General features: G+C 71.3%; 24 protein-coding genes and 1 tRNA gene. 6 read left to right on the top strand and 19 right to left on the bottom strand.

The window, feature by feature from the left end; translation table 11 throughout:
• Positions 1–109: 109 nt before the first annotated feature.
• The 11 genes from efp to QBJ89_RS04135 all read right to left on the bottom strand — a co-directional run bounded on the left by efp (position 110) and on the right by QBJ89_RS04135 (position 8,553).
• Positions 110–673 (bottom strand): elongation factor P, encoded by a 564-nt coding sequence (gene efp, locus QBJ89_RS04185; RefSeq protein ID WP_219753150.1) that lies wholly within the window; start codon positions 671–673, stop codon positions 110–112.
• Positions 674–741: 68 nt separating this feature from the next.
• Positions 742–1,347 carry a M23 family metallopeptidase gene (locus QBJ89_RS04180; RefSeq protein WP_277979286.1) on the bottom strand — a complete coding sequence of 202 codons (606 nt, stop codon included), beginning with the start codon at positions 1,345–1,347 and terminating at the stop codon, positions 742–744.
• A gap of 7 nt (positions 1,348–1,354) precedes the next feature.
• Positions 1,355–2,359: a L,D-transpeptidase family protein gene (locus tag QBJ89_RS04175; protein ID WP_277979285.1), complete on the bottom strand. Its 1,005-nt coding sequence runs from the start codon at positions 2,357–2,359 to the stop codon at positions 1,355–1,357.
• 39 nt (positions 2,360–2,398) lie between these two features.
• On the bottom strand, positions 2,399–3,088 hold the full coding sequence (gene thiE, locus QBJ89_RS04170; protein ID WP_277979284.1) for a thiamine phosphate synthase: 690 nt from the start codon (positions 3,086–3,088) through the stop codon (positions 2,399–2,401).
• A 346-nt stretch (positions 3,089–3,434) separates the two neighbouring features.
• Positions 3,435–4,343: a class I fructose-bisphosphate aldolase gene (locus QBJ89_RS04165; protein WP_277979283.1), complete on the bottom strand. Its 909-nt coding sequence runs from the start codon at positions 4,341–4,343 to the stop codon at positions 3,435–3,437.
• A 23-nt stretch (positions 4,344–4,366) separates the two neighbouring features.
• Entirely contained in the window at positions 4,367–4,747 is a 381-nt protein-coding gene (locus tag QBJ89_RS04160) for a type II toxin-antitoxin system PemK/MazF family toxin (protein WP_223010804.1), read from the bottom strand.
• Entirely contained in the window at positions 4,738–4,980 is a 243-nt protein-coding gene (locus tag QBJ89_RS04155) for a ribbon-helix-helix protein, CopG family (RefSeq protein ID WP_223010805.1), read from the bottom strand. The genes QBJ89_RS04160 and QBJ89_RS04155 overlap by 10 nt, the downstream gene beginning before the upstream one ends.
• Positions 4,981–5,265: 285 nt before the next feature.
• Entirely contained in the window at positions 5,266–5,670 is a 405-nt protein-coding gene (locus QBJ89_RS04150; protein WP_277979282.1) for a hypothetical protein, read from the bottom strand.
• 7 nt (positions 5,671–5,677) lie between these two features.
• On the bottom strand, positions 5,678–7,597 hold the full coding sequence (gene dxs, locus QBJ89_RS04145; RefSeq protein ID WP_277979281.1) for a 1-deoxy-D-xylulose-5-phosphate synthase: 1,920 nt from the start codon (positions 7,595–7,597) through the stop codon (positions 5,678–5,680).
• Between the two features lie 52 nt (positions 7,598–7,649).
• Positions 7,650–8,117 carry a Fur family transcriptional regulator gene (locus QBJ89_RS04140; protein ID WP_277979280.1) on the bottom strand — a complete coding sequence of 156 codons (468 nt, stop codon included), beginning with the start codon at positions 8,115–8,117 and terminating at the stop codon, positions 7,650–7,652.
• A 46-nt stretch (positions 8,118–8,163) separates the two neighbouring features.
• A complete protein-coding gene (locus QBJ89_RS04135; RefSeq protein WP_277979279.1) occupies positions 8,164–8,553 on the bottom strand; it encodes a MerC domain-containing protein in 390 nt (129 codons plus the stop codon).
• 111 nt (positions 8,554–8,664) lie between these two features.
• Between QBJ89_RS04135 and recJ the strand changes: the two genes are divergently transcribed.
• Both recJ and QBJ89_RS04125 read left to right on the top strand, forming a co-directional pair.
• Positions 8,665–10,410 (top strand): single-stranded-DNA-specific exonuclease RecJ, encoded by a 1,746-nt coding sequence (recJ, locus tag QBJ89_RS04130; protein WP_277979278.1) that lies wholly within the window; start codon positions 8,665–8,667, stop codon positions 10,408–10,410.
• A gap of 66 nt (positions 10,411–10,476) precedes the next feature.
• Positions 10,477–10,551: transfer RNA gene (locus QBJ89_RS04125), tRNA-Glu, on the top strand.
• 141 nt (positions 10,552–10,692) lie between these two features.
• Here the strand turns inward: QBJ89_RS04125 and QBJ89_RS04120 are convergent.
• The 8 genes from QBJ89_RS04120 to QBJ89_RS04085 all read right to left on the bottom strand — a co-directional run bounded on the left by QBJ89_RS04120 (position 10,693) and on the right by QBJ89_RS04085 (position 17,144).
• On the bottom strand, positions 10,693–10,863 hold the full coding sequence (locus QBJ89_RS04120) for a hypothetical protein (RefSeq protein ID WP_277979277.1): 171 nt from the start codon (positions 10,861–10,863) through the stop codon (positions 10,693–10,695).
• A 127-nt stretch (positions 10,864–10,990) separates the two neighbouring features.
• Positions 10,991–11,641 carry an HAD family hydrolase gene (locus tag QBJ89_RS04115; RefSeq protein WP_277979276.1) on the bottom strand — a complete coding sequence of 217 codons (651 nt, stop codon included), beginning with the start codon at positions 11,639–11,641 and terminating at the stop codon, positions 10,991–10,993.
• A 22-nt stretch (positions 11,642–11,663) separates the two neighbouring features.
• Positions 11,664–12,623, bottom strand: a complete 960-nt coding sequence (locus QBJ89_RS04110) for an ATP-grasp domain-containing protein (protein WP_277979275.1) — start codon at positions 12,621–12,623, stop codon at positions 11,664–11,666.
• Positions 12,623–13,318 (bottom strand): PIG-L deacetylase family protein, encoded by a 696-nt coding sequence (locus QBJ89_RS04105; protein ID WP_277979274.1) that lies wholly within the window; start codon positions 13,316–13,318, stop codon positions 12,623–12,625. The genes QBJ89_RS04110 and QBJ89_RS04105 overlap by 1 nt, the downstream gene beginning before the upstream one ends.
• A gap of 5 nt (positions 13,319–13,323) precedes the next feature.
• The gene (locus QBJ89_RS04100) at positions 13,324–14,229 is read right to left on the bottom strand and encodes a methionyl-tRNA formyltransferase (RefSeq protein WP_277979273.1); all 906 of its coding nucleotides are present in this window, start codon (positions 14,227–14,229) and stop codon (positions 13,324–13,326) included.
• Complete coding sequence (locus QBJ89_RS04095; RefSeq protein WP_277979272.1) at positions 14,201–14,806, bottom strand: sugar transferase; 606 nt, start codon at positions 14,804–14,806, stop codon at positions 14,201–14,203. The genes QBJ89_RS04100 and QBJ89_RS04095 overlap by 29 nt, the downstream gene beginning before the upstream one ends.
• Positions 14,803–15,963 (bottom strand): glycosyltransferase family 4 protein, encoded by a 1,161-nt coding sequence (locus QBJ89_RS04090; RefSeq protein WP_277979271.1) that lies wholly within the window; start codon positions 15,961–15,963, stop codon positions 14,803–14,805. Before QBJ89_RS04090 ends, QBJ89_RS04095 begins: the two co-directional genes overlap by 4 nt.
• Before the next feature lie 8 nt (positions 15,964–15,971).
• Positions 15,972–17,144 carry a glycosyltransferase gene (locus QBJ89_RS04085; RefSeq protein WP_277979270.1) on the bottom strand — a complete coding sequence of 391 codons (1,173 nt, stop codon included), beginning with the start codon at positions 17,142–17,144 and terminating at the stop codon, positions 15,972–15,974.
• Between the two features lie 302 nt (positions 17,145–17,446).
• On the opposite strand from QBJ89_RS04085, the gene QBJ89_RS04080 reads away from it, so the two are divergent.
• Genes QBJ89_RS04080 through QBJ89_RS04065 form a run of 4 tightly spaced genes read left to right on the top strand, consistent with a single transcriptional unit; the run spans position 17,447 to position 22,163 of the window.
• On the top strand, positions 17,447–19,456 hold the full coding sequence (locus QBJ89_RS04080) for a polysaccharide biosynthesis protein (RefSeq protein WP_277979269.1): 2,010 nt from the start codon (positions 17,447–17,449) through the stop codon (positions 19,454–19,456).
• Entirely contained in the window at positions 19,453–20,718 is a 1,266-nt protein-coding gene (locus QBJ89_RS04075; RefSeq protein ID WP_277979268.1) for a DegT/DnrJ/EryC1/StrS family aminotransferase, read from the top strand. Before QBJ89_RS04080 ends, QBJ89_RS04075 begins: the two co-directional genes overlap by 4 nt.
• On the top strand, positions 20,711–21,577 hold the full coding sequence (locus tag QBJ89_RS04070; RefSeq protein ID WP_277979267.1) for a sulfotransferase family protein: 867 nt from the start codon (positions 20,711–20,713) through the stop codon (positions 21,575–21,577). Before QBJ89_RS04075 ends, QBJ89_RS04070 begins: the two co-directional genes overlap by 8 nt.
• A gap of 37 nt (positions 21,578–21,614) precedes the next feature.
• A complete protein-coding gene (locus tag QBJ89_RS04065) occupies positions 21,615–22,163 on the top strand; it encodes a polysaccharide biosynthesis/export family protein (protein WP_277979266.1) in 549 nt (182 codons plus the stop codon).
• The last annotated feature ends 17 nt before the right edge of the window (positions 22,164–22,180 follow it).

Below are 22,180 nucleotides of genomic sequence, written 5' to 3'. Positions count from 1 at the left end.
CTCCTCCCCCTGCCCCGGAGAGGATGCCGGGCCGGAGGGACATAGGGCGGTACTATCTAGGGCCGCCCCCTCACCCCGCCGCCCTCATCAAGGGCGGGATCGTCTCTCGTCAGTCAGCGCGGCGGACGTAGGTCTGCTCGTAGACGTCGACGACGATGCGCGTGCCGCTGCTGATGTGCGGCGGCACCATCACGCGCACGCCATTGTCGAGGATCGCGGGCTTGTAGCTCGACGAGGCGGTCTGCCCCTTCACCACCGCGTCGGCCTCGACGATCGTCGCCTCGATCGTGTCGGGCAGCTGCACGCTGATCGGCTCCTCGTCGTGAAGCTCCATCACCACGTCCATCCCGTCCTGCAGGAAGGCGGCGGCGTCGCCGAGCAGGTCGCGCGGCAGCGTGACTTGGTCATAGGTGTCCTTGTCCATGAACACCAGGCCCTCGCCCTCGGCGAACAGGAACTGGAAGTCCTTGGTGTCGAGGCGGACGCGCTCCACCGTCTCGGCCGAGCGGAAGCGGACGTTGTTCTTCCGGCCGTCGCGCAGGTTCTTGAGCTCGACCTGCATGTACGCACCGCCCTTGCCGGGCTGGGTGTGCTGGATCTTGACCGCGCGCCAGATGCCGCCTTCGTACTCGATGATGTTGCCGGGACGAATGTCCACGCCGCTGATCTTCATGGGGCCGTGCCTATGTCAACTGAACTGGGGCACCGCCGCTGGTCAGCGGGGCGCCGGGTGGCGCGGCTCTAGCGGCTGGCGGGGCTTACGGCAAGGTAAGGATAGGGATCGAGCGGCTCGCCCTGCCACCAGCGCGCGCCCGCGGGCATGCGGCTGAGCCCGAAATGGAGGTGGTAATTGCCCGGTCCGGCGTCGCCGGTGTCGCCGACATAGGCGATCACCTGCCCGCCGCGCACCGCCTGCCCCTCGGCGAGGCCGGGGGCGTAGCCGGAGAGATGCGCGTAGTAGAACTCCCACGCGCCGTCCGCCGAGCGCTGGTAGACCGTGGTGCCGCCGAGCCCGCTCTGGAACAGCTTCTCCACACGCCCGTCCGCCGCGGCGAGCACCGGTGTCCCGGCAGGCGCCATGATGTCGAGCCCCTGGTGCCCGCGCGTGCCGCCGCCGCGCGTGTCGCCCCAGGACGAGCGCAGCGCGGCGCGCGCCACGCCCGCGACCGGCACGAGCAGCTTGCCCGGTACGGCCGCCACCGGGGTCGGCGCCGCGGCCGGCGTGGCCGAGACCGCCGGCGCGCCACCTTCCCTCGCGCGCCCGGGCCGATGCGGTTCGAGCAGCGACACGAACCCCGCCGTCGCGACGACGATCAGCGCCAAGATGCCCCAGCCAAGCCTCGTCACATACGCCTCACGCCTGGAACACCGCCTTGGCGCCGTTGCCGATCATCAGCGTCAACCGCGCCACGTCCCAGTTCGCCATACGGATGCAGCCGTGGCTCTCGCTGCGGCCGATGGTCGACGGCTCGGGCGTGCCGTGGATGCCGTAATGCGGCTTCGAGAGATCGATCCACACCACGCCGACCGGCCCGTTCGGCCCCGGCGGCAGCATCGCCTTCTGGTCGTTCTTCTTGGCGTCCCAGAACAGCGAGGGATTGTAGTGGAACTTGGGGTTATAGTCCTTGCCCTGGATCTTCCACGTGCCGAGCGGCAGCGGGTCGTGCTCGCTCCCCGTCGTCACCGGAAATTGCGCGATCAGCTTGCCCGCCTTGTCGAGCACCCGCAGCGACCCTTCCGACTTGTCGACGACGATGCTGTCGCCCTGCGGCGAGGCGGCGTCGACGTTGAGCATGGTCAGCGTCTGGCGCCACTCGGGCTTGATCTCGCCGGGGTAATTGCGCGAGGTCGGCAGCGCGTTGGGGAAGGTCACCGTCGCGCCCTGCGCGATCCGCGTCGCGGGCGAGTTGAGCGCCAACAGCACCGCGGGGGTGGTATGGAACATCTCGGCCAGCTTCTCCATCGGCGAGCGATAACCGAGCGTCGGCAGCTCGGCCTGCTTATTATAGTCGTGCGGGATCGCGCCGAGGAACGGGCCGCGCACCATATCGGCGGTCAGCTTGATCGTGACGGTCGGCCGCGCCGCACGATAGGGGTAGAGCGCGCGCATCGTCGCCGCATCGGGCTTGCCCGTCCTGGGCAGACCGCGGCTCTCCTGGAACCCGCGCAGCGCGAGCTCGAGCGACTGCCCGCCGCGCCCGTCCAGGATTCCCGGCGCGAAGCCGAGATGGTCCAGAATCACCTGCACGTGGAGAATGTTACGATCGAGCGGCGGCGCGGCGGCAGGCGCCTGCGCGGCGGCCACGACGGGAGCCATGGCCGCGGCCGCAGCCGCGGCGAGAAGAGACTTGAAACGCATCGGCACCACCTCTCACGAACATGTGGGAGGCGTAACGACTCAGCCGCGTCGCGGCTCCAGCAGATCGGCGAAGGCGCGCACCGCCGCCGCCTCGTCGCCGCCCCATACCGCACCCGACACCGCGAGGAAGTCGGCGCCCGCGGCGACCAGCGGCGCGGCGTTGGCGGGCGTGATGCCGCCGATCGCCACCCCGGGCAGTTCGAACACCGCCGACCACCACGACAGGATCACCGGATCGGCACGATGCTTCACCTGCTTGGTGGTGGTGGGATAGAAGCTGCCGAACGCGACGTAATCGGCGCCCGCCTCGCCCGCCTCCATCGCGAGATGGCGGCTGCCATGGCAAGTCACCCCGATCTGAACCGCGGGGCCGAGGATCGTGCGCGCCTCGCGTGCGTCGCCGTCCTCCTGCCCGAGGTGGACGCCGTCGGCGCCGAGCCGCTTGGCGAGGCTGACGCTGTCGTTGACGATGAAGGCGACGTCACGCTCGGCGCAGATCGCCTGAAGCGGCTCGGCGAGCCGCGCCGCCTGATGCTGGTCCACGTCCTTGACGCGGAACTGGAACGCCGCGACCGGGCCGGCGTCGAGCGCGCGCGCGAGCCGGTCGGGGAAGGCGCCGGTCACGTCCAGTGGCGAGATCAGGTAGAGCTGGCACGGTGGCCGGCGATCGTCGCGCTTGAAGTTGACGGCGAAATCAGGGTCGAGCGGGCCGAGCGGGTCGTCTGTCATGTGCGTGCGACTAGCGGGTCGGGCGCGCGGGGGGAAGCGGGGCCGGTCTTGGTGTCAGCCCCACGTCTGGCGTGCCAAGGTGGAGGCCGGGGAGCAGTCGGGCGACGCTCGGCAAGCGCCACGGCGGCCTACCCACCTGGGCCCCGGCCTTCGCCGGGGCACGATGACGAAAGCACCACTATTCCACCGCGGCGAACGAGCCCCATCCCCGACCATCCGTCATCCCGGACTGGGTCCGGGATCCACTGACCCGCGAACTCCGCAAGCGCTGCTCTCGCAGACGGCTCGACCCCGGAACAAGTCCGGGATGAAAGGAAGTTTTGACCGCCCTCCGAGAGCCTTGCCCTCACCCCTCGCCGCGGTAGATCGCAATCAGCTTCTCCAGCATCGCCAGCGCCTCGCCGCGCTCGCGCTGGAAGGTATTGCGCCCGATGATCGAACCGTTGCCGCCGCCCGCGAGCACGTCGCGCGCGTCCTGGTAGACCGCGTCGATCCCCTTGGCCGCGCCGCCCGAAAACACCACGATGCGCCGCCCCGCGAAGCTCGACTGAACGACGTGGCGGACGCGATCGGCCTGGTTCGACCAGTCGGTCCCCTCATAGGCCTTCTGCGCCTCGGGCTGCTCGATATGCGCGGTCGGCAGCTTGACCTTGATGATGTGCGCGCCGAGCAGCGCCGCCATGTGCGCGGCATAGGCGCCGACGTCGAGCGCCAGCTCGCCGTCCTTGCTCAGCTTGCCGCCGCGCGGGTAGCTCCAGATCACCGTCGCGAGGCCCGCCGCGGCGGCCTCCTCGCGCAGTCCGCGGATCTGCTCCATCGACTCGAAGATGTCCTCCGAACCGGGATAGATGGTGAAGCCGATAGCGGCGCAGCCGAGCCGCAGCGCGTCCTCGACGCTGCCGGTCTGCGCCTGCGCGTTGCGGGTGGCCCAGCTGTTCGAGCTGTTGAGCTTGAGGATGGTCGGGATGCGCCCCGCGAACGTGTCCGCCCCCGCCTCGAGCCAACCGAGCGGCGCGGCATAGGCCGACAGGCCGGCGTCGATCGCGAGCTGATAGTGATAGTGCGGGTCGTACGCCGGCGGGTTGACCGCGAAGCTGCGCGCCGGGCCGTGCTCGAAGCCCTGATCGACCGGCAGGATGATCAGCTTGCCCGTGCCGCCCAGCTTGCCATGCATCAGGATGCGCGCGAGATTGGCTTTGATCGCCGGGCTGGTGGCCTCGTACTTGTCGAGGATGGACTTCACGATCGGGGTCATATTCCGTCCCTATCCAGTTGTACTTAAAGCGCTAACCAGCGGCGCAACGCCTGATCGACCTGCTCCATGCGGGTCGCCGAGGCATGGCCGATCACCTTGACGATGCGATGGCGCCGCACCGAGGTGATGCGATCCACCTGCACCTCGCACTCGACCGTCAGCCCGGTATGCTCCTGCGGCGAGATGGCGACCCGGAACAGCGACTCGCCGCCGACCACCGCGGTGAGCGGGCAGAGCGTGACGGTCGCATGCGTCTCGTTGAACAGGTCGGCTTGAACCACGACGCACACGCGCGGGCCGCCGGCCGCATCCACGGGCGCGGCGAGCTCGACGATGGCGCCGTGCGTGATCGCCGGCGCGGTGTCGACCGCACCGGTCGCCTGCTCGGCCAGCGTCACCGCCATGCCGAGTCCTCCGCCTCGATCGTCTCCCAGAAGGCATAATCCTGCTGCGTGTCGCGGCGCGACGCGCGCTGCGACTGGCGCCGCGCCTCGCGCCGGAACGCCTCGTCGTGCAGTTCGACATAGCGCCGCACCGCCTCGCGCGCGATGTCGCTCTTGCTGCGACCCTGGGTACGCGCGACCGCGGCGAGCCGCTCCTCCAGTTCCGTGTCGAGCCTGACGCCGAGCAACAGCACCTCCGTTTAACGCGTTAAACGATAAAGCGACGACGGGCGCTTGGCAAGCCTCGTCTGTCCTACACAAGCGAGGATGTGTGAAGATCGCGCCGCTCTTTCTCACCGTTGATATAGCGCGCGCGTTCGCCCGACCGCCGCGAATGTTGAGTCGTGCTGCTCCAGCGACTCAACTTTCTCAACATTCACGCGGCACAGAAAGCAGAATGCGTGGATGCACAACGGGTTGCGGCGAGCGAGTCGCTAAGGTGGCGTGACGCTACAGTCTTCCCGGCTTGCGGGGACGATCTAGGATTGCCTCACCCTCTCTCCCAGGTACCGCACCAGCGCGGCCACATCGGGCAGGTCCGCCACGAGCAGCGCCTCCCGCTCCGCCGCCGCCGTAAGTCCGAGCCGCGCCCCCGCGTCGAGCGCCACGTCCTCCACCTCACCCCGGTCAAGCTTGAGGAAGCGGCGCAGCGTGTCTTCCGGTCGCGGCACCACGCCCTCGCCATAAAACGGCGCCAACGCATCCCGCACCGCGAGCGCAACGCGCGGGTCAAGCTCCGCGAAGCAGGCGTCGAAGTCCGCCGCGGTCCAGGCCGCACGCACCGCCACCGCCCCGCGCACGCGCCGCACCATCAGCCAATTAACCCAGAGCGCGCCGATCACGTACAGCGCGGTGAGCGCGCCGACCTTCTCCCAGCCGGTCACGCCCGCGTCAGGCGCGCGCGATCGCGCCCGCCTCGTTGTAGCGCAGCGCGGTGAGCACGGTGCGGACGATCGCGTCGGCGTCGAGCCCCGCCTCGGCGTATTGCACGTCGGGCTTGTCCTGGTCCTGGAACAGGTCGGGCAGCCGCATCGTGCGGATGCGCAGGCCGGCGTCGGTCAGCCCCTCGTCGGAGGCGAGCGTCAGCACATGCGCGCCGAGGCCGCCGATCGCGCCCTCCTCGATCGTCACCGCCACCTCGTGCGAGGTGAGCAGGCGGCGGATCAGCGCCTCGTCGAGCGGCTTGGCGAAGCGAAGGTCGGCCACCGTGGTGGACAGGCCCTTGGCGTCGAGCGCGTCGGCCGCCTTGAGCGCCTCGCCCAGTCGGGTGCCGAGCGACAGGATCGCCACCTTCTTGCCCTCGCGCACGATCCGGCCCTTGCCGATCTCGAGTGCGGTCGGCTCGGCGGGAAGCGCCACGCCGGTGCCGTTGCCGCGCGGGTAGCGCACCGCGATCGGGCCCGAATCATGCTCGACGCAGGTCTGCACCATATGCGCCAGCTCGGCCTCGTCCGCCGCCGCCATCACCACCATGTTGGGCAGCGTCGCGAGATAGGTGACGTCAAAGCTGCCCGCGTGGGTCGCGCCGTCGGCACCGACCAGCCCGGCGCGGTCGATCGCGAAGCGCACCGGCAGGTTCTGGATCGCGACGTCGTGCACCACCTGGTCGTAGGCGCGCTGCAGGAAGGTCGAGTAGATCGCGCAGAACGGCCGCATCCCCTGCGCGGCGAGGCCGGCGGCGAAGGTCACCGCATGCTGCTCGGCGATGCCGACGTCGAAGAAGCGCTCCGGGTGCGCATTGGCGAACAGGTCCAGCCCGGTGCCCGAGGGCATCGCCGCGGTGATCGCGCAGATCCGCGGATCCTTGTCCGCGGCGGCGCTGAGCACCTGGCCGAAGACGTTCTGATAGGCCGGTGGCCCCGGCGGCGCCTTGGCCTGGGTGCCGGTGATCACGTCAAACTTCTGCACGCCGTGGTATTTGTCGGCCGCCTTCTCGGCGGGAGCGTAGCCCTTGCCCTTCTTGGTCACGACATGGACGAGGATCGGCCCCTCCGCCGCGTCGCGCACATTCTCCAGCACGGGAATGAGATGGTCGAGGTTATGGCCGTCGATCGGCCCGACGTAATAGAAGCCCAGCTCCTCGAACAACGTGCCGCCCATCGTCATGCCGCGGGCATATTCGTCGGTCTTGCGCAGCGAGGTGTGGAACGGCCGCGGCAGCCGGCGCGCCAGCCGCTTGGCCAGCTCGCGGACGCTGAGGAACTCGCGACTCGACACCATGCGCGAGAGATAGGCCGACAGCCCGCCGACCGGCGGCGCGATCGACATGTCGTTGTCGTTGAGGATCACGACCAGCCGGTTGCCCGCGGTCTCGGCGTTGTTCATCGCCTCATAGGCCATCCCGGCCGACATCGCGCCGTCGCCGATCACGGCAATCGCCTTGCCTGGCGCGCCGGTCAGCTTGTTGGCGGTGGCAAAGCCGAGCGCGGCCGAGATCGAGGTGGAGCTGTGCGCCGCGCCGAACGGGTCATATTCGCTTTCGCTGCGCTTGGTGAAGCCCGAGAGCCCCCCGCCCTGCCGCAGCGTGCGGATGCGGTCGCGCCGGCCGGTCAGGATCTTGTGCGGATAGCATTGGTGGCCGACGTCCCAGATCAGCCGGTCGCGCGGCGTGTCGAAGACATAGTGGATCGCCACGGTGAGCTCGACCACGCCCAGCCCGGAGCCGAGATGGCCACCGGTATGGCCCACGGCGGAGATCGTCTCCTGGCGCAGCTCGTCGGCAAGCTGGCGGAGCTGGTCGGGCTTCAGGGTGCGGAGCGCGTCGGGCGTCTCGACCATGTTGAGCAGCGGAGTATCGGGGGCATCAGCCATCTACGCGGAATAGCTGAGCGACATCAGCCTGTCGATTACCGGATTTGGCGGTTCAGTGCGTGGCGGCGGCACAGTCGCCGCAGCGGCCGCGCAGCTCGATCACCGGCCGCTCCGCGGCGAAGCCCGCGGCAGCGGCGGCGTCGCGCAGCCCGCGCGTGAGCGAGTCGTCGTCCAGGTGGGTGGTGACGCCGCAGCCGTCGCACACCAGGAAGATACAATCGTGGCGGCAACCCGGGTGCGCGTTGGCGACATAGGCGTTGGCGCTCTCGACTCGCTGCGCCAGGTTGGCCGCGACGAACAGGTCGAGGATGCGGTACACGCTGTTGGCCGCGATCCGCCGCCCCTGCGTACGCGACACCTCTTCGGCGATGTCATAGGCCGAGGCGGGCTTGGAAAAGCCGCTCAGCGCCGCGTAGACGCTCTCGCGCATCGCGGTCCACTGCTCGCCCGAGCGCTCGAGCGTGCTGCGCGCGGCGGCCAGCAGGTCCGCGCCCTCGGGTTCGTGGTGACGATGTGCCATGGTCGATCCAGGTTAAGCGCCGCGCGCCCGGGCAGCAAGCACCGGCTCAGCCGCGGGCGCGTCGGTTGACCGTGTGTCCCGCCGCCAGCAGCACGACGCCCGCGATGGTCAGCAGCGACTCGACCACATGCGAGTCCCCGTGCGGCACGACGATCGCCGCCGCCATCAAAACCAGCCCACTGCCGCCGAGCAGGACCGGCAGCAGCCGCCGATGTGCCACCACCCCACGCCCGAAGGCGAGCAGCCCGAGCGCGAGCGCGAGCACCAACCCCACCTCGTGGATCAGCGGACTGCCGAGCAGCCCGCCCGCGGTCGACAGCAGCGCCACCGCCGCCGTCGTGGCGAGGCAGTGGACGACGCACGCCGCCGACAACCAGATCGCCCAGCGGTCGATCCGACCGGGGCGCTCGCTGTGAGGGAGTGGCGACGACGACATATCGCGCCAATTAGGTGATGCGCGGCGATGTTACAATGTCTCATCCGCGAATTTTCTCGCCAGCTTCGGGGCACGTGGCTTGTTCCCGCGCGATGCGGTAGGAGCTCTGCGATGCGTCACGTACTCGATGTCGAGCGCTCGATCCTGGGCCAGCCCTGGCGCTGGCGCGCGCTGGCGGCGGACCAGCGCGATCGGTTCGTGCCCGACGACCTTCTCACCCAATTGCTGCTCGCACGCGGTTGCCCGCGTGACGGGCTGGAGGCGCACAAAGCGCCGTCGATCCGCGGCTTCATGCCCGACCCCTCGATCTTCCGCGACATGGACGCCGCCGCCGAGCGGCTCGCCGACGCGGTGGTATCGGGCGAGCAGGTCGCGGTGTTCGGCGACTATGACGTCGACGGTGCGACTTCCTCGGCGCTGCTGGCGCGACTGCTCGGCGCGCTCGGACGCGCGCCGCGGGTCTACATCCCCGACCGGCTGACCGAGGGCTATGGACCCAGCGTGACGGCGATGGAGCGGCTCGCGGTCGAGGGCGCGACGCTGATCGTCACGGTCGACTGCGGCGCGCAGGCATTCGAGGCGCTCGCCGCGGCGCGCGCCGACGTCATCGTCGTCGACCACCATCAATGCGCCACCGAGCTGCCGCGCGCCCACGCGGTGGTGAATCCCAATCGTCGCGACGAGACCGACGGCGCCGCGCACGGCCATCTCGCCGCGGTCGGGGTCGCCTTCCTGCTCGGTGCGGCGCTGCTGCGGGTGCTGCGCGCGCGCGGTCATTTCGCGGCGCGCGCGGAGCCGAAGCTGCTCGAGCTGCTCGACCTCGTCGCGCTCGGCACGGTGGCCGACGTGGCGCAGCTGCGCGGGCTCAACCGCGCCTTCGTGGCGCAGGGGCTCAAAATCATGGCGCAGCGCCGCAACATCGGCCTGGCGGCGCTCGCCGACGCGGCACGACTGACGCGCGCACCGACCGCAACCGACCTCGGCTTCGCGCTGGGACCGCGGATCAACGCGGGCGGCCGGGTCGGCCGGGCCGACCTCGGCGTACGGCTGCTGACTACGAGCGATCCCGCCGAGGCGCGCGCGCTCGCCGCCGAGCTCGACCGGCTCAACGAGGAGCGCCGCGCGATCGAGGCGATGGTGCAGGAGGCCGCCGAGGCGCTGCTCCATCAGGACCGCTCGGTCGGCATCGTCGCAGGCAACGGCTGGCACCCCGGCGTGATCGGCATCGTCGCGGGCCGGCTCAAGGAGAAGACCGGGCGTCCTGCCATCGTCATCGCGCTCGACGAGAGCGGCATAGGCAAGGGCTCGGGCCGCTCGATCACCGGCGTCGACCTCGGCGCCACGGTGCTGGCGGCGCGCGAGCAGGGCCTGCTGCTCGCCGGGGGCGGCCATGCCATGGCGGCGGGGCTGACGATCGCCGCCGACCAGATACCCGCCTTCGCCGACTGGATCGAGGCCAAGCTCGCCGACGCGGTCGCGGCGGCCCAAGCCGGCCGCGCGCTGCTGGTCGATTCGGTGCTGGCCCCCGGCGGCGTCACCGCGGCGCTGGTGGAGACGCTTGAGGCGGGCGGCCCGTATGGCAGCGGCTGGCCGGCGCCCCGCGTCGCGGTCGGGCCAGTGCGGACGATCAAGGTGGACGTCGTCGGCAGCGGCCACGTCCGCGCCATCGTCGCGGGTGACGACGGGCGCAATCTCAAGGCGATGGCGTTCCGCGCCGCCGACACTGCGCTGGGCCAGGCACTGCTCGCCGCCGGGCCCTCGCGCCGGCTGTGGCTCGCGGGTCGCGCGCGGATCGACGAATGGAGCGGCCGCGGTGCCGCCGAGCTCCACCTCGACGATGCCGCCTGGGCGGTGTGAGGCGCGGAGTGGGCGAACCGGCTTGACCGCTCCATGCTTTGCCCGTAACCGACCAGCCGCCCCAGCGGCCCCTTCGTCTAGTGGTTAGGACGCGGCCCTTTCACGGCTGAAACACGGGTTCGAGCCCCGTAGGGGTCACCATCCTCGTGCGCCGGAGTGCGGACGCGGCGGCGGCGCAACAACGGTCTATGGTCGACCGCTCCAACGCGATGTTGATCAGCCGAGACGGCACAACCGCGCGTCGCCAGCACCAACCGCACGAACCCCGCCTCGAAGTCCGCCTCAGCGCGCGTGCGGCGGCTCGGCACGGCGCAGGCAGTCGGCGGCCTCGTCGCGGTAGGCGCGCATCAGTTCGGGATCCTGCGCCTGCTCGGCGAGCAGCATGTAGCGACGCGCACGTCGCAGCAGCTTGAGCCGGGTCTCGCCGTCCAGCGCGGGGGGGATCGGCGGCATCATTCACTCCGGGCCACGGCGCGGACCGTCACGCGCCCGTCACGACCGTGCGGGCGGAGCGGAGCAGCGACAACATCTCTTCGTGATATACCCCTCCGGCGCGTTGCGGGGCGATCGGGGCAGCCGCTCAATCGAGCGAGTCGAGGCTCGCGATGATCCGATCCGCCTCGTCCGCGGGGGAGGCCGCGCGCGCCTCGGCATGGAGGCCGCCGGCGCGCACGATCCGCACCGTCCGCCACCCCAGCCGGCGCGGTGCGACGAAGTCTTTCGACGGATTGTCCGCGACATAGGTGAAGGAGGCGCCGCCGAGCCCGAAGGCCGCCTCGAGATGGTCGAAGGCGCGCCGGCTCGGCTTCCACGCCTCGCGCCCCCAGCGATCGGTACAGACGGCCTGGCGTACGCCGCGGCGGAACAGGTCGAGCGCGCGCAGCTTGCGACGCTGCGCGTCGAGGAAACCGTCGGTGACGATCGCCATCGCCGTGCCCGCATCGCGCCGTTCGAGGTAGCGCACGGCATCGGGCGCAAGCGCGATGCGCGGGCGGTGCTGGCGGTAGACCGCGAGCAGCCGCGCCACCAGAGCGGGCGTGGCGGGTTGGCCGAGCGCTGCGAGCGTGTCGTCGAAGATCCGCTGCCGCGCGCCCGCTTCAAAGCGCTCGCGCATCATCGGGCCGAGCCGCTCGAGACCGAGCCGCGCGTGCGCCCAGTCGCCCGCCGCGGTAAGCCCACTGATGACATAGTCGCGCTCGAGGTAGAGCGTATCGTCCAGGTCGAAGACCATGACCCGCTCGGGTTGGCGCGGCTCAGAGGAAGACGGCATCGTCGTAGCGCAGCATGGTCACGCCGGCGTCCCAGGCGTCCGCCGCGCCCGTCGCGCGACCGAGCCGCTCCTCGAGCAGCCAGCGCGCGAAGGTCGCGCCCGCGCGATGCGCCAGCGGATAGCCGCCGCCGAAGCGCGCGTTGATCTCGAACACCGAGGGCGCGCCGTCGGCATCGACGAACGCCTGGAAGCACCAGGCGCCGCGCACGCGCCCGCGCACCGCCTCGCCGAGCTGTCGCGCCACCTCGAGCAGCGCCTCGTGGCGCTCGGTCACGCCCTTCTCCACCTCGCCCGCGCGCACCGCGACACGGCGGTGCGGCACCGCGCAGCGCAGCGTGCCGCCGGCGTCGAAAAACAGGTTGACGGTATATTCCTGCCCGCTGAGCAGATGCTGGACGATATAGGGTTCGGGTCGCGGGAGCGCGGTCAGCTCCGCGAACGAGCCGAGCCGCGCCAGGCCGCGGCTGGAGCTGCCGCCGCGCGGCTTGGCGATCGCGGGCCAGCGCCAGTCGGCGTCGACCGCCTCGGCCGCCGCGGTCGCCGGGGTGGGCACGCCGGCGCGATCGAGGAAGCGCGCGGTCTCGAGCTTGTCGCGCGCCATCGCCACCAGCTCGGCGTCGGCCACCGCGACGTGCGTGCCGACCGCGGCGAAGCGGTCGCGCGCGAGCGCCAGCGCGTGGAGCTCGGTGTCGATCGTCGGCACCAGCAAGTCGATCCGCTGGCGCGCGCAGATCGCCAGCGTAGCCTCGACATAGGCCTGTGTCGTCGCCGCGGGCACGGCATGCGCGGCGTCGGCCGAGGCGCAGGCGGCGCTCCACTCGGGCGCGAGATCAGTGGCATGGACCTCGAGCGTTGCGCCGAGCCCGGCAGCCGACTCGCGGAAGCAACGCAGCAGTGCGACGCGGCGCCCGGCCGAGCCGAGCAGCAGGCGAAGATCGGTCATTACCCGACCTCGCGGACAAGCACGAAGGCCTCGGCGGCATGGCGCCCGACGCACGAGCCGCGCACCATCGCCAGCGCGCGGAGCGTCTCGATCGAGCGCTCGTCGGGGAAAGCGTGGCACTGCGACTCGAAGCAGCGGAAGGCGTCGAGCTTGGCTTGCAGCGTGTCCGCGATGTCGACGAAGACGTTGGGCTGGAACGACGGCGCCAGATAGGGCGCGGCCCAGTTGGTCTCCGAGACCGTCTCATAGGCGAGGACGCGTGCGGGATAGTCGTTGCCGCGTGGCCGCGCCGCTACCATCGCCGCGTCGAAGATCAATTGATGATCGCGGTGCAGATCGCCGACGAAAGGGACGAACAACGTGTCCGCGCGCGACGCCACCAGCACGGCGCGGACCGCGGCGTTGATGTCGGCCTGTGCCACCCGGTCGAGCTCGACCGCGGGCAGGTCGAGATAGTGCGTCGTCGCGACACCGAGCAGCGCGTGCGCCGCCGCCGCCTCGCGCCGCACCGCCGCGACCTGCTCGGCGGCGAAACGCGGCGCGGTGCCGCGCGTGACCACCGCCACCTCGACGTGGCGCCCCAGCGCGGTCAGCCGCGCGATCGTGCCGCCGCAACCGAGCACCTCGTCGTCGGGATGGGGCGCGAGCACCAGCGCGCGCTCGATCCGGTCCAGCATCATTCCCCCTTCGCTCACGGTCGTCATCCCAGCCGCACGTGGAGCGGCGGCGGACCGGGCCGATCGCGCTGCCAGCGTGTCACGCGCAGCAGCTCGCCATCGCCGCAGCGCACCGTGAAGCTGGCCTCGTCGCGCGCCACCACCTGCCCGGCGAAAGCGGCGTCGTGGCCGCGACCCGACCGCGGCTCGGCGGTCAGGATGGTCACCGCGCCGCCCGCCGAGCGGGTGCGCGCGCCGGGATAAGGCTCGCCACAGGCGCGGATGAGCCGGTCGATCGTCGCCGCGTCGTCGCGCCAGTCGATCTCGGCGTCCTCGGGACGGCGGCGCGCGGCAAAGGTGGCGTAACGCTCGTCCTGCGGCGCGCCCGCGGCGTCGCCGGCGGCGAGCCGCGTCAGCAGGGACGGCAACATCGTGGCGAGCGCGGCCATGTGCTTGTCGTAGAGCGTCTGCGCGGTCTCGTCGCGCGCGACGTGGAAGAAGTGCTGCGCCAGGATGGGACCGCTGTCGGTGCCGGCGTCGATGACGAACAGGCTGCCCGCGGTGATCGGCTCGTCGAGCAGGATGGTCCACGGGATCACGCCACGCCCGCGCAGCCGCGGCAGCGGCGCGGGATGGTAGCCGACCGTCCCCATCGGCGCGACGGCACGGAAGTCGGCGCCGCACAGTTGTGACCAGCCGATCACCAGGATCACGTCGGGCGCGAGCGCGCGCAGCCGGTCGAGCACCGCGGGGTCGTTGCAGTTCGCGGCATGCACGACGTCGGCGCCGAGCGCGCGTGCCGCGTCACCGAGATCGACGAAGTCAGAATGGCGCGCGCTGAGCTCCGGCGGCAGCGTGACCAGCGCGGCGAGCGTCCAATCGGGCGCCGCCGCGAGGGCGTGCAGCGCCACCTGGGTGCTCTCAACCGCGCCGACGAGGATCGCCCGCATAGGCACTCCGTATGGCGTCCGCGTTGCGCCGCTCGCCGCCGCCGCCGGCGACGAGCAGGGTGCGGAACAGGATTTCCAGATCGAGCCGCAGCCCGCGATGCTCGATGTACCACAGGTCGAGCGCGAGCTTCTCCGCCTCGCTCAGCCGCGTGTTGCCGTTGACCTGCGCCCAGCCGGTCAGCCCCGGGCGCACCCGCGCGCGCGCCGCGCCCTGCTCACCCGCGGCAGCGATCGTCACCGGCAGCAGCGGGCGCGGGCCGATCAGGCTCATTTCGCCGCGGAGCACGTTCCACAGCTGCGGCAGCTCGTCCATGCGGGTGGCGCGCAGGAAACGACCGGTCGGCAGCAGCCGCTGCGCGTCGGGCAGCAGCGTACCAGCGGCGTCGCGCCGATCGTTCATCGTGCGGAACTTGCGGAGCGGGAAGGGTCGCTGCTCCAGCCCCGAGCGCGCCTGCACGAACAGGATCGGCCGCCCCGCCACGGCCGACTGCACCAGCGCGAGCAGCAGCAGCAGCGGCGCGACGAAGACCAGGCCGAGCGCCGCGACGACGATGTCCGTCGCTCGCCGCACGGTCACGCCGCAACCTCCGCCACGATCGGTTCAGCCGCCGGTGCAGCGATCGATCGGACCGCTGACAGCTCCATCGTGCCGAGCAGCAGCCGATTGACCCGCTCCACGGCGTAGCGCTCGGTGGCGACGCGGCGCGCTACCGCGCCCATCCGCGCCGCGAGAGCGGGATCGGCGCAGAACCGCTCCATCGCAGCGGCGAGCGCGGCCGGATCGCGCGCCGGCACGACGAAGCCGTTTGCGCCCTGATCGATCGGGTCGCGGCAGCCGGGGCGATCGGTGGTGATCACCGCTCGCCCGCTCGCCATCGCCTCGAGGATCGTGCGCGGCAGCCCCTCGCGATACCAGCTCGGCAGCACGAACACGCTCGCCTCGGCAAAAAAGGGGCGGACGTCGCGCGTCTCACCGAGATAGTCGATCACGCCCTCCTCCGCCCAGCGCGCAATCTCGCTGGCGGTCACGCCGTCGGGGCCGGGGTCGGTCGGTCCGAGCAGACGGAAGCGCGTACCGGGGTAGAGCGCGCGTACGGCGCGCGCCGCCGCGACATAATCGTCGACGCCCTTCGCGCGCAGCAGCCGCGCGATCATCAGGAACACCGGCCCGGGCGGCGGCGGGGTCGCCGCGAAGCGCGTGATGTCGACGCCGGAGCCCGGCACCTGGATCACGCGCGCGTCCGGTGCGACGATGGCGTGGCGCAGCATTTCGGCGTGATCGTCGCGGTTGAACACGAAGATGGCGCCCGCTTCGCGCACCGCCGCGCGGTAGAGCAGCGACACGCCGCGGCGCAGCAGCCGCATCCGCGGCGACGCGTCCTCCCCGTAGACATGGCCGAGGCCGCTCACCATGGCGTAGAAGCGCGTGCGCATCAGCCGCGCCGCGAGCCCGGCGTAGATGATCGGCTTCTGCGTGTAGGCGAGCACCACATCGGGTCGCTCGGCGCGCAGCAGCGCGACAAGCGAGCGCAGCGTGCCGAGGTCCACCAACGGATTGAGCCCCACCCGCGCCATCGGCACGCGGCGCAGTGCCACGCCCATCTCGGCTAGGCGCGCGCGCACCTGCGGGTCGTCGTCGGGCGCGCAGGCGATCACCTCATGCCCCGCCGCGATCATGTCGGCGAGCAGCTGCCCGCGAAAATTAACCAGCGAGTAGGCAAGGCTCGCGACCACCACGACTCTCACGCGCGTGCCCTCGCCCAGTCGCGTGTCGCCTGAGCCGATCGCACGGCGTCGCGATAGAGCGCGGCGTACCGATCGACCACGTCGCGGATGTCGTGACGGGCGCGAACGCGCTCGCGCGCACGTTCGCCGAGCGCCGCGCGCTGTGCGGTGGGCAGCGCGCCGAGCCGTACCAGCGCCGCGGCCAGCATCGCGGCATCGCGCGGCGGCACCACCGCGCCGGTATCGCCGATCAGCGCGGCGCTGTCCCCCACGTCGGTGGCGACGCACGGCACGCCCGCCAGCATCGCCTCGCCTACGACATTGGGAAAGCCTTCACCCCAGGCAGAGGGAAGCGCGAGCAGGTCGAGCCCGCCGAGCCAATCGCCGACGTCACCGCGGTGCCCCCGGCGGATGACGCTGTCCTCGGGCAGTCCGAACGCGGCCGGCAAGAGCGCGGGATCCTCGTCCATCCCCTTTCCCACCAGCAGCACGCGCGCGGCGAGCCCCTGTCCGCGCGCGATCGCGACGGCGCGGAGCAGGTTGGGCACGTCCTTCATCGGCGCTGCGCGCGCGACCATGCCGATCAGCGGTCCGTCGCCGTCCACCCCCAGCCGCTCTTGCAGGGTCGCGCGAGCGGCCTCGCGCGGCACGGGCGCGGCCAGGTCGAAGCCGTTGGGGATGACGCGCTGGTCCGGCGCGCCAAAACCGAGGCGACGATATTGCTCGGCCGCGGCGTGCGAGTTGTAGACGATCGCACGCGCACTGCGCGACAGCAGCGCCTGCGTCCGCAAAACCAGTCGCGTCAGCGGCTTCTCCTCGGCAAGATCGGCGACGGAGTGGCGCACGTTCCAGATCACCGGCACGCGCAGCCACGGCCGCGCGAGCGCGGCGGCGAGCGTCGCGGCGAGCTGCGCGTGGTGCATCCAGGCGACGATCACGTCGGGCCGTCGCACCGCGATCGCGCGCGCGAGCGACAGCAGCGCGCCCGGCGACGGCATTCCTGCTTCCATGCCGAGATCCGCCACCGGCACGCCCGTCGCCGCGATGCGTGCGCCGCCGCGGCCGGGCGCGATCAGCGAGACCACCTCGGAGCACAGACGTGGGTGGCGACGCCCGTGCTCGAGCAGGCGCGCCAGCATCGTCTCCGCGCCGCCGACATCCAGTCCCGTGATGACGTGCAGCACCCTCACCGGCCGCGCCGCCCGCTACGTCGTCCCGCCACGATCAACACACTCCCCCGTACGCAGCGCACCTTAGCCGCAGCCGGCGGCACCACGGCGTGGCGATTGGGCACATTACCCCTTCGAGGGAGCACGGGAGATCGGAAGAGCAGCGTTGCCGACCGATCGGGGAGCCGCGGGGAGCGAAGGAGCAGCGCCGCTCCCACCTGAATCGACGCCGGCTATCGCCCGATGCGCCCCGCCATGCTGCGCCGCAACGGTCTACTCTCCTGCGGTCGCATCCGACGCCTGGGGGCAGGCAGGGGGAGCTTATGCTGCGGATCTTGAACTACCAACGCTACTCGCGGCGCGTGCGTCGCACCGCCAACCAGCTGTTCGACGCGGTCGCGATCATCGCGTCGCTCGCCATCGCGCTGCTGCTGCGAATGAGCGGTGCCGTTCCCGCCACCATGTGGGAGGGGTTGGCCTGGAGCGCGCCGGTGTTCATCGGGGTAGGGTTCCTGGTGTTCAACGCCACCGGCATCTACCGTCGCGTCTGGCGCCTCGCCTCGCTGCCCGACGCGCTGCTGCTGATGGGTGCCGCCGCGCTCGCCGTCGCGCTGTCGGTCGGTCTGCTCTCGGTTTCGGGCCATGCTTATTGGCTTCCGCTGTCGGTGCCGGTGATCCACTGGTTCGTCCTCTCCGCGACGATGACGGCCGCGCGGCTGTGGCGCCGCGTCGCCAGCGAGCTGCCGCGTCGCGCCCGCGCCGCCTCGGCCGCACCGCGCGGCGCCGCGACGATCGTCAGCCAGCAGCGCGCGTTGCTCGTCGGACGGCCCGAAGACGTCGAGGTGCTGCTGCGCCAGATCGAGCAGGAGGAAAGCCCCGCCTATCTGCCCGTCGGCATTCTCGACCTCGACAGCCATGACGCCACGCTGCGGCTGCGCGGCGTGCCGATCCTCGGCATGGTCGACGCGATCGACCATGCGGTCGACACGCTCACCGCACGCGATGAGCGCCCCAGTGTCGTGATCATCGCAGAAGGGCGCAACGGCAGCGGTGGGCTACCCGGCGCGCGTCGCGTCCAGCTCGTCAACGCGGCGCAGGCGCTCCACCTGTCGGTGCGCAGCGCGACGCCCGACGCCAGCGTGCGCCAGTCGCTTGACGCCGAGTCGATCGACCTCGCCGACCTGCTGGAGCGCCCCGCCACCGACCTTGACGCCACGGTCGCGGCGCGCGCGATCGAGGGCAAGCGCGTGCTGGTCACCGGCGCGGGCGGCACGATCGGCCGCGAGCTCACTCGCCAGATCGCTGCGATGAAGCCCTCCGACATCGTGCTGGTCGACTGCGGCGAGTATAATCTCTATCTCGTCGAGATGGAGCTGCGGGAGAACTACCCGCAGGTGCCGTGCACCGCGGTGCTCTGCTCGATCCGCCAGCGCCAGCACGTCATGGCGGTGTTCGAGCAGTACATGCCCGATTACGTCTTCCACGCCGCCGCGCTCAAGCACGTGCCGTTGGTCGAGCTGAACGTCTGCGCCGGGATCATGACCAACGTGATCGGCACGCGCAACGTCGCCGACGCGGCACTGCGCTTCGGCGCGCGCGCCTTCGTCCAGGTATCGACCGACAAGGCGGTCAATCCCGTCAGCGTGATGGGCGCGACCAAGCGGCTCGGTGAATTGTACGTCCAGGCGATGGACCTGCAGGGCGCCGGTCGCCCCGACAGCCCGCGCTTCATGACGGTGCGGTTCGGCAACGTGCTGGGCTCGAGCGGATCGCTGATCCCGCTGTTCCAGCGCCAGCTGGCGCGCCGCGCGCCGCTGACCGTCACTCATCCCGAGATCACCCGCTTTTTCATGACCGTCCACGAGGCGGTGCAGCTCGTGCTGCACAGCACCGCGCGCACGATGGAGCGCAACGTGCAGCGCGGGCGGATCGTGGTGCTCGACATGGGCGAGCCGATCCGCATCCTCGACATCGCGCGTCGGATGATCAAGCTGGCCGGGCTGGTGCCCGACCGCGACGTGCCGATCCACATCGTCGGGCTGCGGCCGGGCGAGAAGCTGTACGAGGAGCTGTTCGACGCGCGCGAGCAGCGGCTGCCGTCGGCGATCGAGGGCGTGTTCGAGGCCGAGCCGATCCCGGTTCCCCTGCCCGCGCTCCAGGCGCAGTTCACGCGATTGGCCGAGGCGGTCGGCGAACATGATCAGGACCTCGCGCGCGCCCTGCTGTTCGAGCTGCTCGACCCCGAGCGGATCGTCGCCGCCAAGGCCGCGGACGAGCATGCCGGCGCGGTGGTGCGCTCGCTCCACGGGAACCGCGAGGGGGCGGCGGCATGAGCGTCGGACTTCATCAAGCCGCGGCATCGGCCGCGCTGCTCCCCGCGGCGCCCGCCGTGCTACTCCACGCCGTCCCCGCGCCGATCGCGAGCCGCTGGCCACGCTACGAGGCCGACGAGATCGCCGCGGTCGAGGTGGTGCTGCGCTCGGGCAGGGTCAACGCGCTCCACCACGGTACGCTCAACGCACGGCTGCAGGACGGCTTCGCGGCGCTCTGCGCCATGCCGCACGCGATCGCTGTGGCCAATGGCACGCTCGCGCTGGAACTGGCGCTCTACGCGCTGAAGGTCGGCAGGGGCGATGAGGTGATCGTGCCCGCGCGCAGCTTCGTCGCCTCGGCGAGCTGCGTCGTCACAAGCGGCGCCACCCCGGTATTCGCCGACGTCGATCCCGAGACGCAGGCGCTCTCCGCCGAGACGATCGCGGCGCAGCTCACGCGGCGCACCAAGGCGATCATCGTCGTCCATCTCGGCGGGCGCCCGGCGGACATGGCGCCGATCGTCGCGCTGGCGCGCGCGCACGGGCTCCTGCTGATCGAGGACTGTGCCCAGGCGCACGGCGCGACGATCGACGGCCAGGCGGTCGGCGGCTTCGGCGACGCCGCGGCTTTCTCCTTCTGCACCGACAAGATCATGTCGACCGGCGGCGAGGGCGGGCTGCTGCTGCTGCGCGATGAGGCGGCATGGCGTCGTGCCTGGTCGATGAAGGACCATGGCAAGGACGTGCGCGACCTCGGCGGCGGGGGTGGCAACACCGGCTTCCGCTGGCTCCACCACGAGGTCGGCAGCAATTATCGTCTCACCGAGATGCAGGCGGCGATCGGCGTCGCACAGCTGGCCAAGCTGCCGGCGTGGCTTGACGCGCGCCGGCGCAACGCCGCGGCGATCCTCGCCCCGCTCCGTGGGCTCGACGCCGTCCGACTGGTGGAACCGCCGGCCGAGGTGGGCCACGCCTACTATAAGTTCTATGCCTTCGTCCGGCCCGAGACGCTCGCGCCGGGCTGGACGCGCGATCGGATCGTCGCCGAGGCGATCGCGCGCGGCGTGCCCTGCCTCACCGGCAGCTGCCCCGAGATCTATCGCGAGCGCGCCTTCGTCGAGCGCGGGCTCGGCCGCGACACGCCGTTGCCCGTGGCGAAGCTGCTCGGCGAGACCAGCCTGATGCTGCCGGTCGACCCGACGCTCGACGAGGAGGAATGCCGCTACATGGGCGAGACGGTGCGCGCGATCGCGCTCGAGGCCACGGGACGGACGCATGGTTGAGGGTCTGCCCAGCTTCCTGGTCATCGGCGCGGTCAAGGCCGCGACGACCTGGATCTCGCACCAGCTGCGCTGCCATCCGGAGCTATGGCTGCCCGACGCCGAGCCGCACTTCTTCAGTGACGACTACGAGCGCGGGCTCGACCACTATCGCTCGCTGTTTGCGCCCGCCCCGGCGGGGCGGCGCATCGGCGAGAAATCGGCCGACTATCTCGCGCATCCCGCGGCCGCCGCGCGCATCGCGGCGGTGCTGCCCGGCGTGCCGATGGTGGTGCAGCTGCGCGACCCGGTCGAGCGCGCCTATTCGGACTATTGCATGCTCTTCCGGCATGGTCGCGTCGTCGGCGACCCGCGCCGCTACTTGGAGAAGCTTGATCCGGCCGGCGCGCGCTTCCTCGCCGGCGGGCTCTACGCCCAGCATCTCGCCCGATTCCACGCGCATCACGCGCGCGATCGGATCGCGGTGTTCCTCTACGAGGACGTGATCGAGCAGCCCGAGCATGTCATCACGCGCGTGTGTGAGCATATCGGCGTGGCGCCGCATATCGAGCCCGCCGCGGTGGCGAGCCGCCGCAACGACGGCGCCGCGGCGATGCTGCCGCTGCCCGTCCGCCGCGTGCTGCGCCCGATGCGACCGCTGCTCGACCCGCTGCGGCGCAACCCGCTGCTGGCGCGGCTGCGCGGCACGATGGCGCGACCGGTACGCTACCCGCCGCTGACCGTGGAATTGCGCGCGCTGCTGCGCGACTATTATCGCGAGGATGTGTTACGCCTGGAGGCGATGATCGGGCGCGACCTGTCGCGCTGGCGCATGGGCGCCGCGGCGGGGGCCAATGACGATCGAGTGACGGCGGCGTCCTGACCGGACGAACGGCCGAGTAATGCGTGAGGGGGGATGGATGATGCGGACGTGGCTGGGGCTGGCGGCGGCGGGGCTGTCGCTGGCGGGATGTGCGAGCGAGTATCGTGGGCTGGCGCCGCTGCCCGAGGTGGCGGCGAGCGACTATCGGCTCGGTCCAGGCGACGAGCTGCGCGTCAGCGTCTTCGGGCTCGACGCGGTCAACAACACCTATATCGTCAGCGACTCGGGCGCGATCGCGCTGCCGCTGCTCGAGCCGATCGCAGTGAGCGGCGAGACGGTGCGCGAGGCCGAGCGCGCCATCGCCGCGGAGATCAGCCGGCGCCAGCTCGTCAACCAGCCGCGCGTCAGCGCACAGGTGCAGAGCTATCGCCCCTTCTTCATCACCGGGCAGGTGCAGAAGCCGGGGCAATACGCCTATGTGCCGGGCATGACGCTGATGACCGCGGTGTCGATCGCGGGCGGCTACACCTTCCGCGCCGACACGAACCGTGCGGTGGTGCGCCGCGGCGGCAGCAAGGGCGTGGCGCAGCCCGACGCGCGCATCCTGCCGGGCGACGTCGTCACCGTGGCCGAGAGCACGCTGTGACGGCGTCGTGCGGGGCG

This window comes from Sphingomonas phyllosphaerae (assembly GCF_029623345.1).
Classification (GTDB): domain Bacteria; phylum Pseudomonadota; class Alphaproteobacteria; order Sphingomonadales; family Sphingomonadaceae; genus Sphingomonas; species Sphingomonas phyllosphaerae_C.
This window is presented reverse-complemented; position numbering and strand designations above follow the sequence as displayed.

Bases quoted from the DNA above. Each gene is read 5' to 3' on its own strand.
- efp (WP_219753150.1), bottom strand. From the start codon at position 673: ATGAAGATCAGCGGCGTGGACATTCGTCCCGGCAACATCATCGAGTAC.
- QBJ89_RS04175 (WP_277979285.1), bottom strand. From the start codon at position 2,359: ATGCGTTTCAAGTCTCTTCTCGCCGCGGCTGCGGCCGCGGCCATGGCT.
- thiE (WP_277979284.1), bottom strand. From the start codon at position 3,088: ATGACAGACGACCCGCTCGGCCCGCTCGACCCTGATTTCGCCGTCAAC.
- QBJ89_RS04165 (WP_277979283.1), bottom strand. From the start codon at position 4,343: ATGACCCCGATCGTGAAGTCCATCCTCGACAAGTACGAGGCCACCAGC.
- QBJ89_RS04160 (WP_223010804.1), bottom strand. From the start codon at position 4,747: ATGGCGGTGACGCTGGCCGAGCAGGCGACCGGTGCGGTCGACACCGCG.
- dxs (WP_277979281.1), bottom strand. From the start codon at position 7,597: ATGGCTGATGCCCCCGATACTCCGCTGCTCAACATGGTCGAGACGCCC.
- QBJ89_RS04140 (WP_277979280.1), bottom strand. From the start codon at position 8,117: ATGGCACATCGTCACCACGAACCCGAGGGCGCGGACCTGCTGGCCGCC.
- QBJ89_RS04135 (WP_277979279.1), bottom strand. From the start codon at position 8,553: ATGTCGTCGTCGCCACTCCCTCACAGCGAGCGCCCCGGTCGGATCGAC.
- recJ (WP_277979278.1), top strand. From the start codon at position 8,665: ATGCGTCACGTACTCGATGTCGAGCGCTCGATCCTGGGCCAGCCCTGG.
- QBJ89_RS04120 (WP_277979277.1), bottom strand. From the start codon at position 10,863: ATGCCGCCGATCCCCCCCGCGCTGGACGGCGAGACCCGGCTCAAGCTG.
- QBJ89_RS04115 (WP_277979276.1), bottom strand. From the start codon at position 11,641: ATGGTCTTCGACCTGGACGATACGCTCTACCTCGAGCGCGACTATGTC.
- QBJ89_RS04110 (WP_277979275.1), bottom strand. From the start codon at position 12,623: ATGACCGATCTTCGCCTGCTGCTCGGCTCGGCCGGGCGCCGCGTCGCA.
- QBJ89_RS04100 (WP_277979273.1), bottom strand. From the start codon at position 14,229: ATGCGGGCGATCCTCGTCGGCGCGGTTGAGAGCACCCAGGTGGCGCTG.
- QBJ89_RS04080 (WP_277979269.1), top strand. From the start codon at position 17,447: ATGCTGCGGATCTTGAACTACCAACGCTACTCGCGGCGCGTGCGTCGC.
- QBJ89_RS04075 (WP_277979268.1), top strand. From the start codon at position 19,453: ATGAGCGTCGGACTTCATCAAGCCGCGGCATCGGCCGCGCTGCTCCCC.
- QBJ89_RS04070 (WP_277979267.1), top strand. From the start codon at position 20,711: ATGGTTGAGGGTCTGCCCAGCTTCCTGGTCATCGGCGCGGTCAAGGCC.
- QBJ89_RS04065 (WP_277979266.1), top strand. From the start codon at position 21,615: ATGATGCGGACGTGGCTGGGGCTGGCGGCGGCGGGGCTGTCGCTGGCG.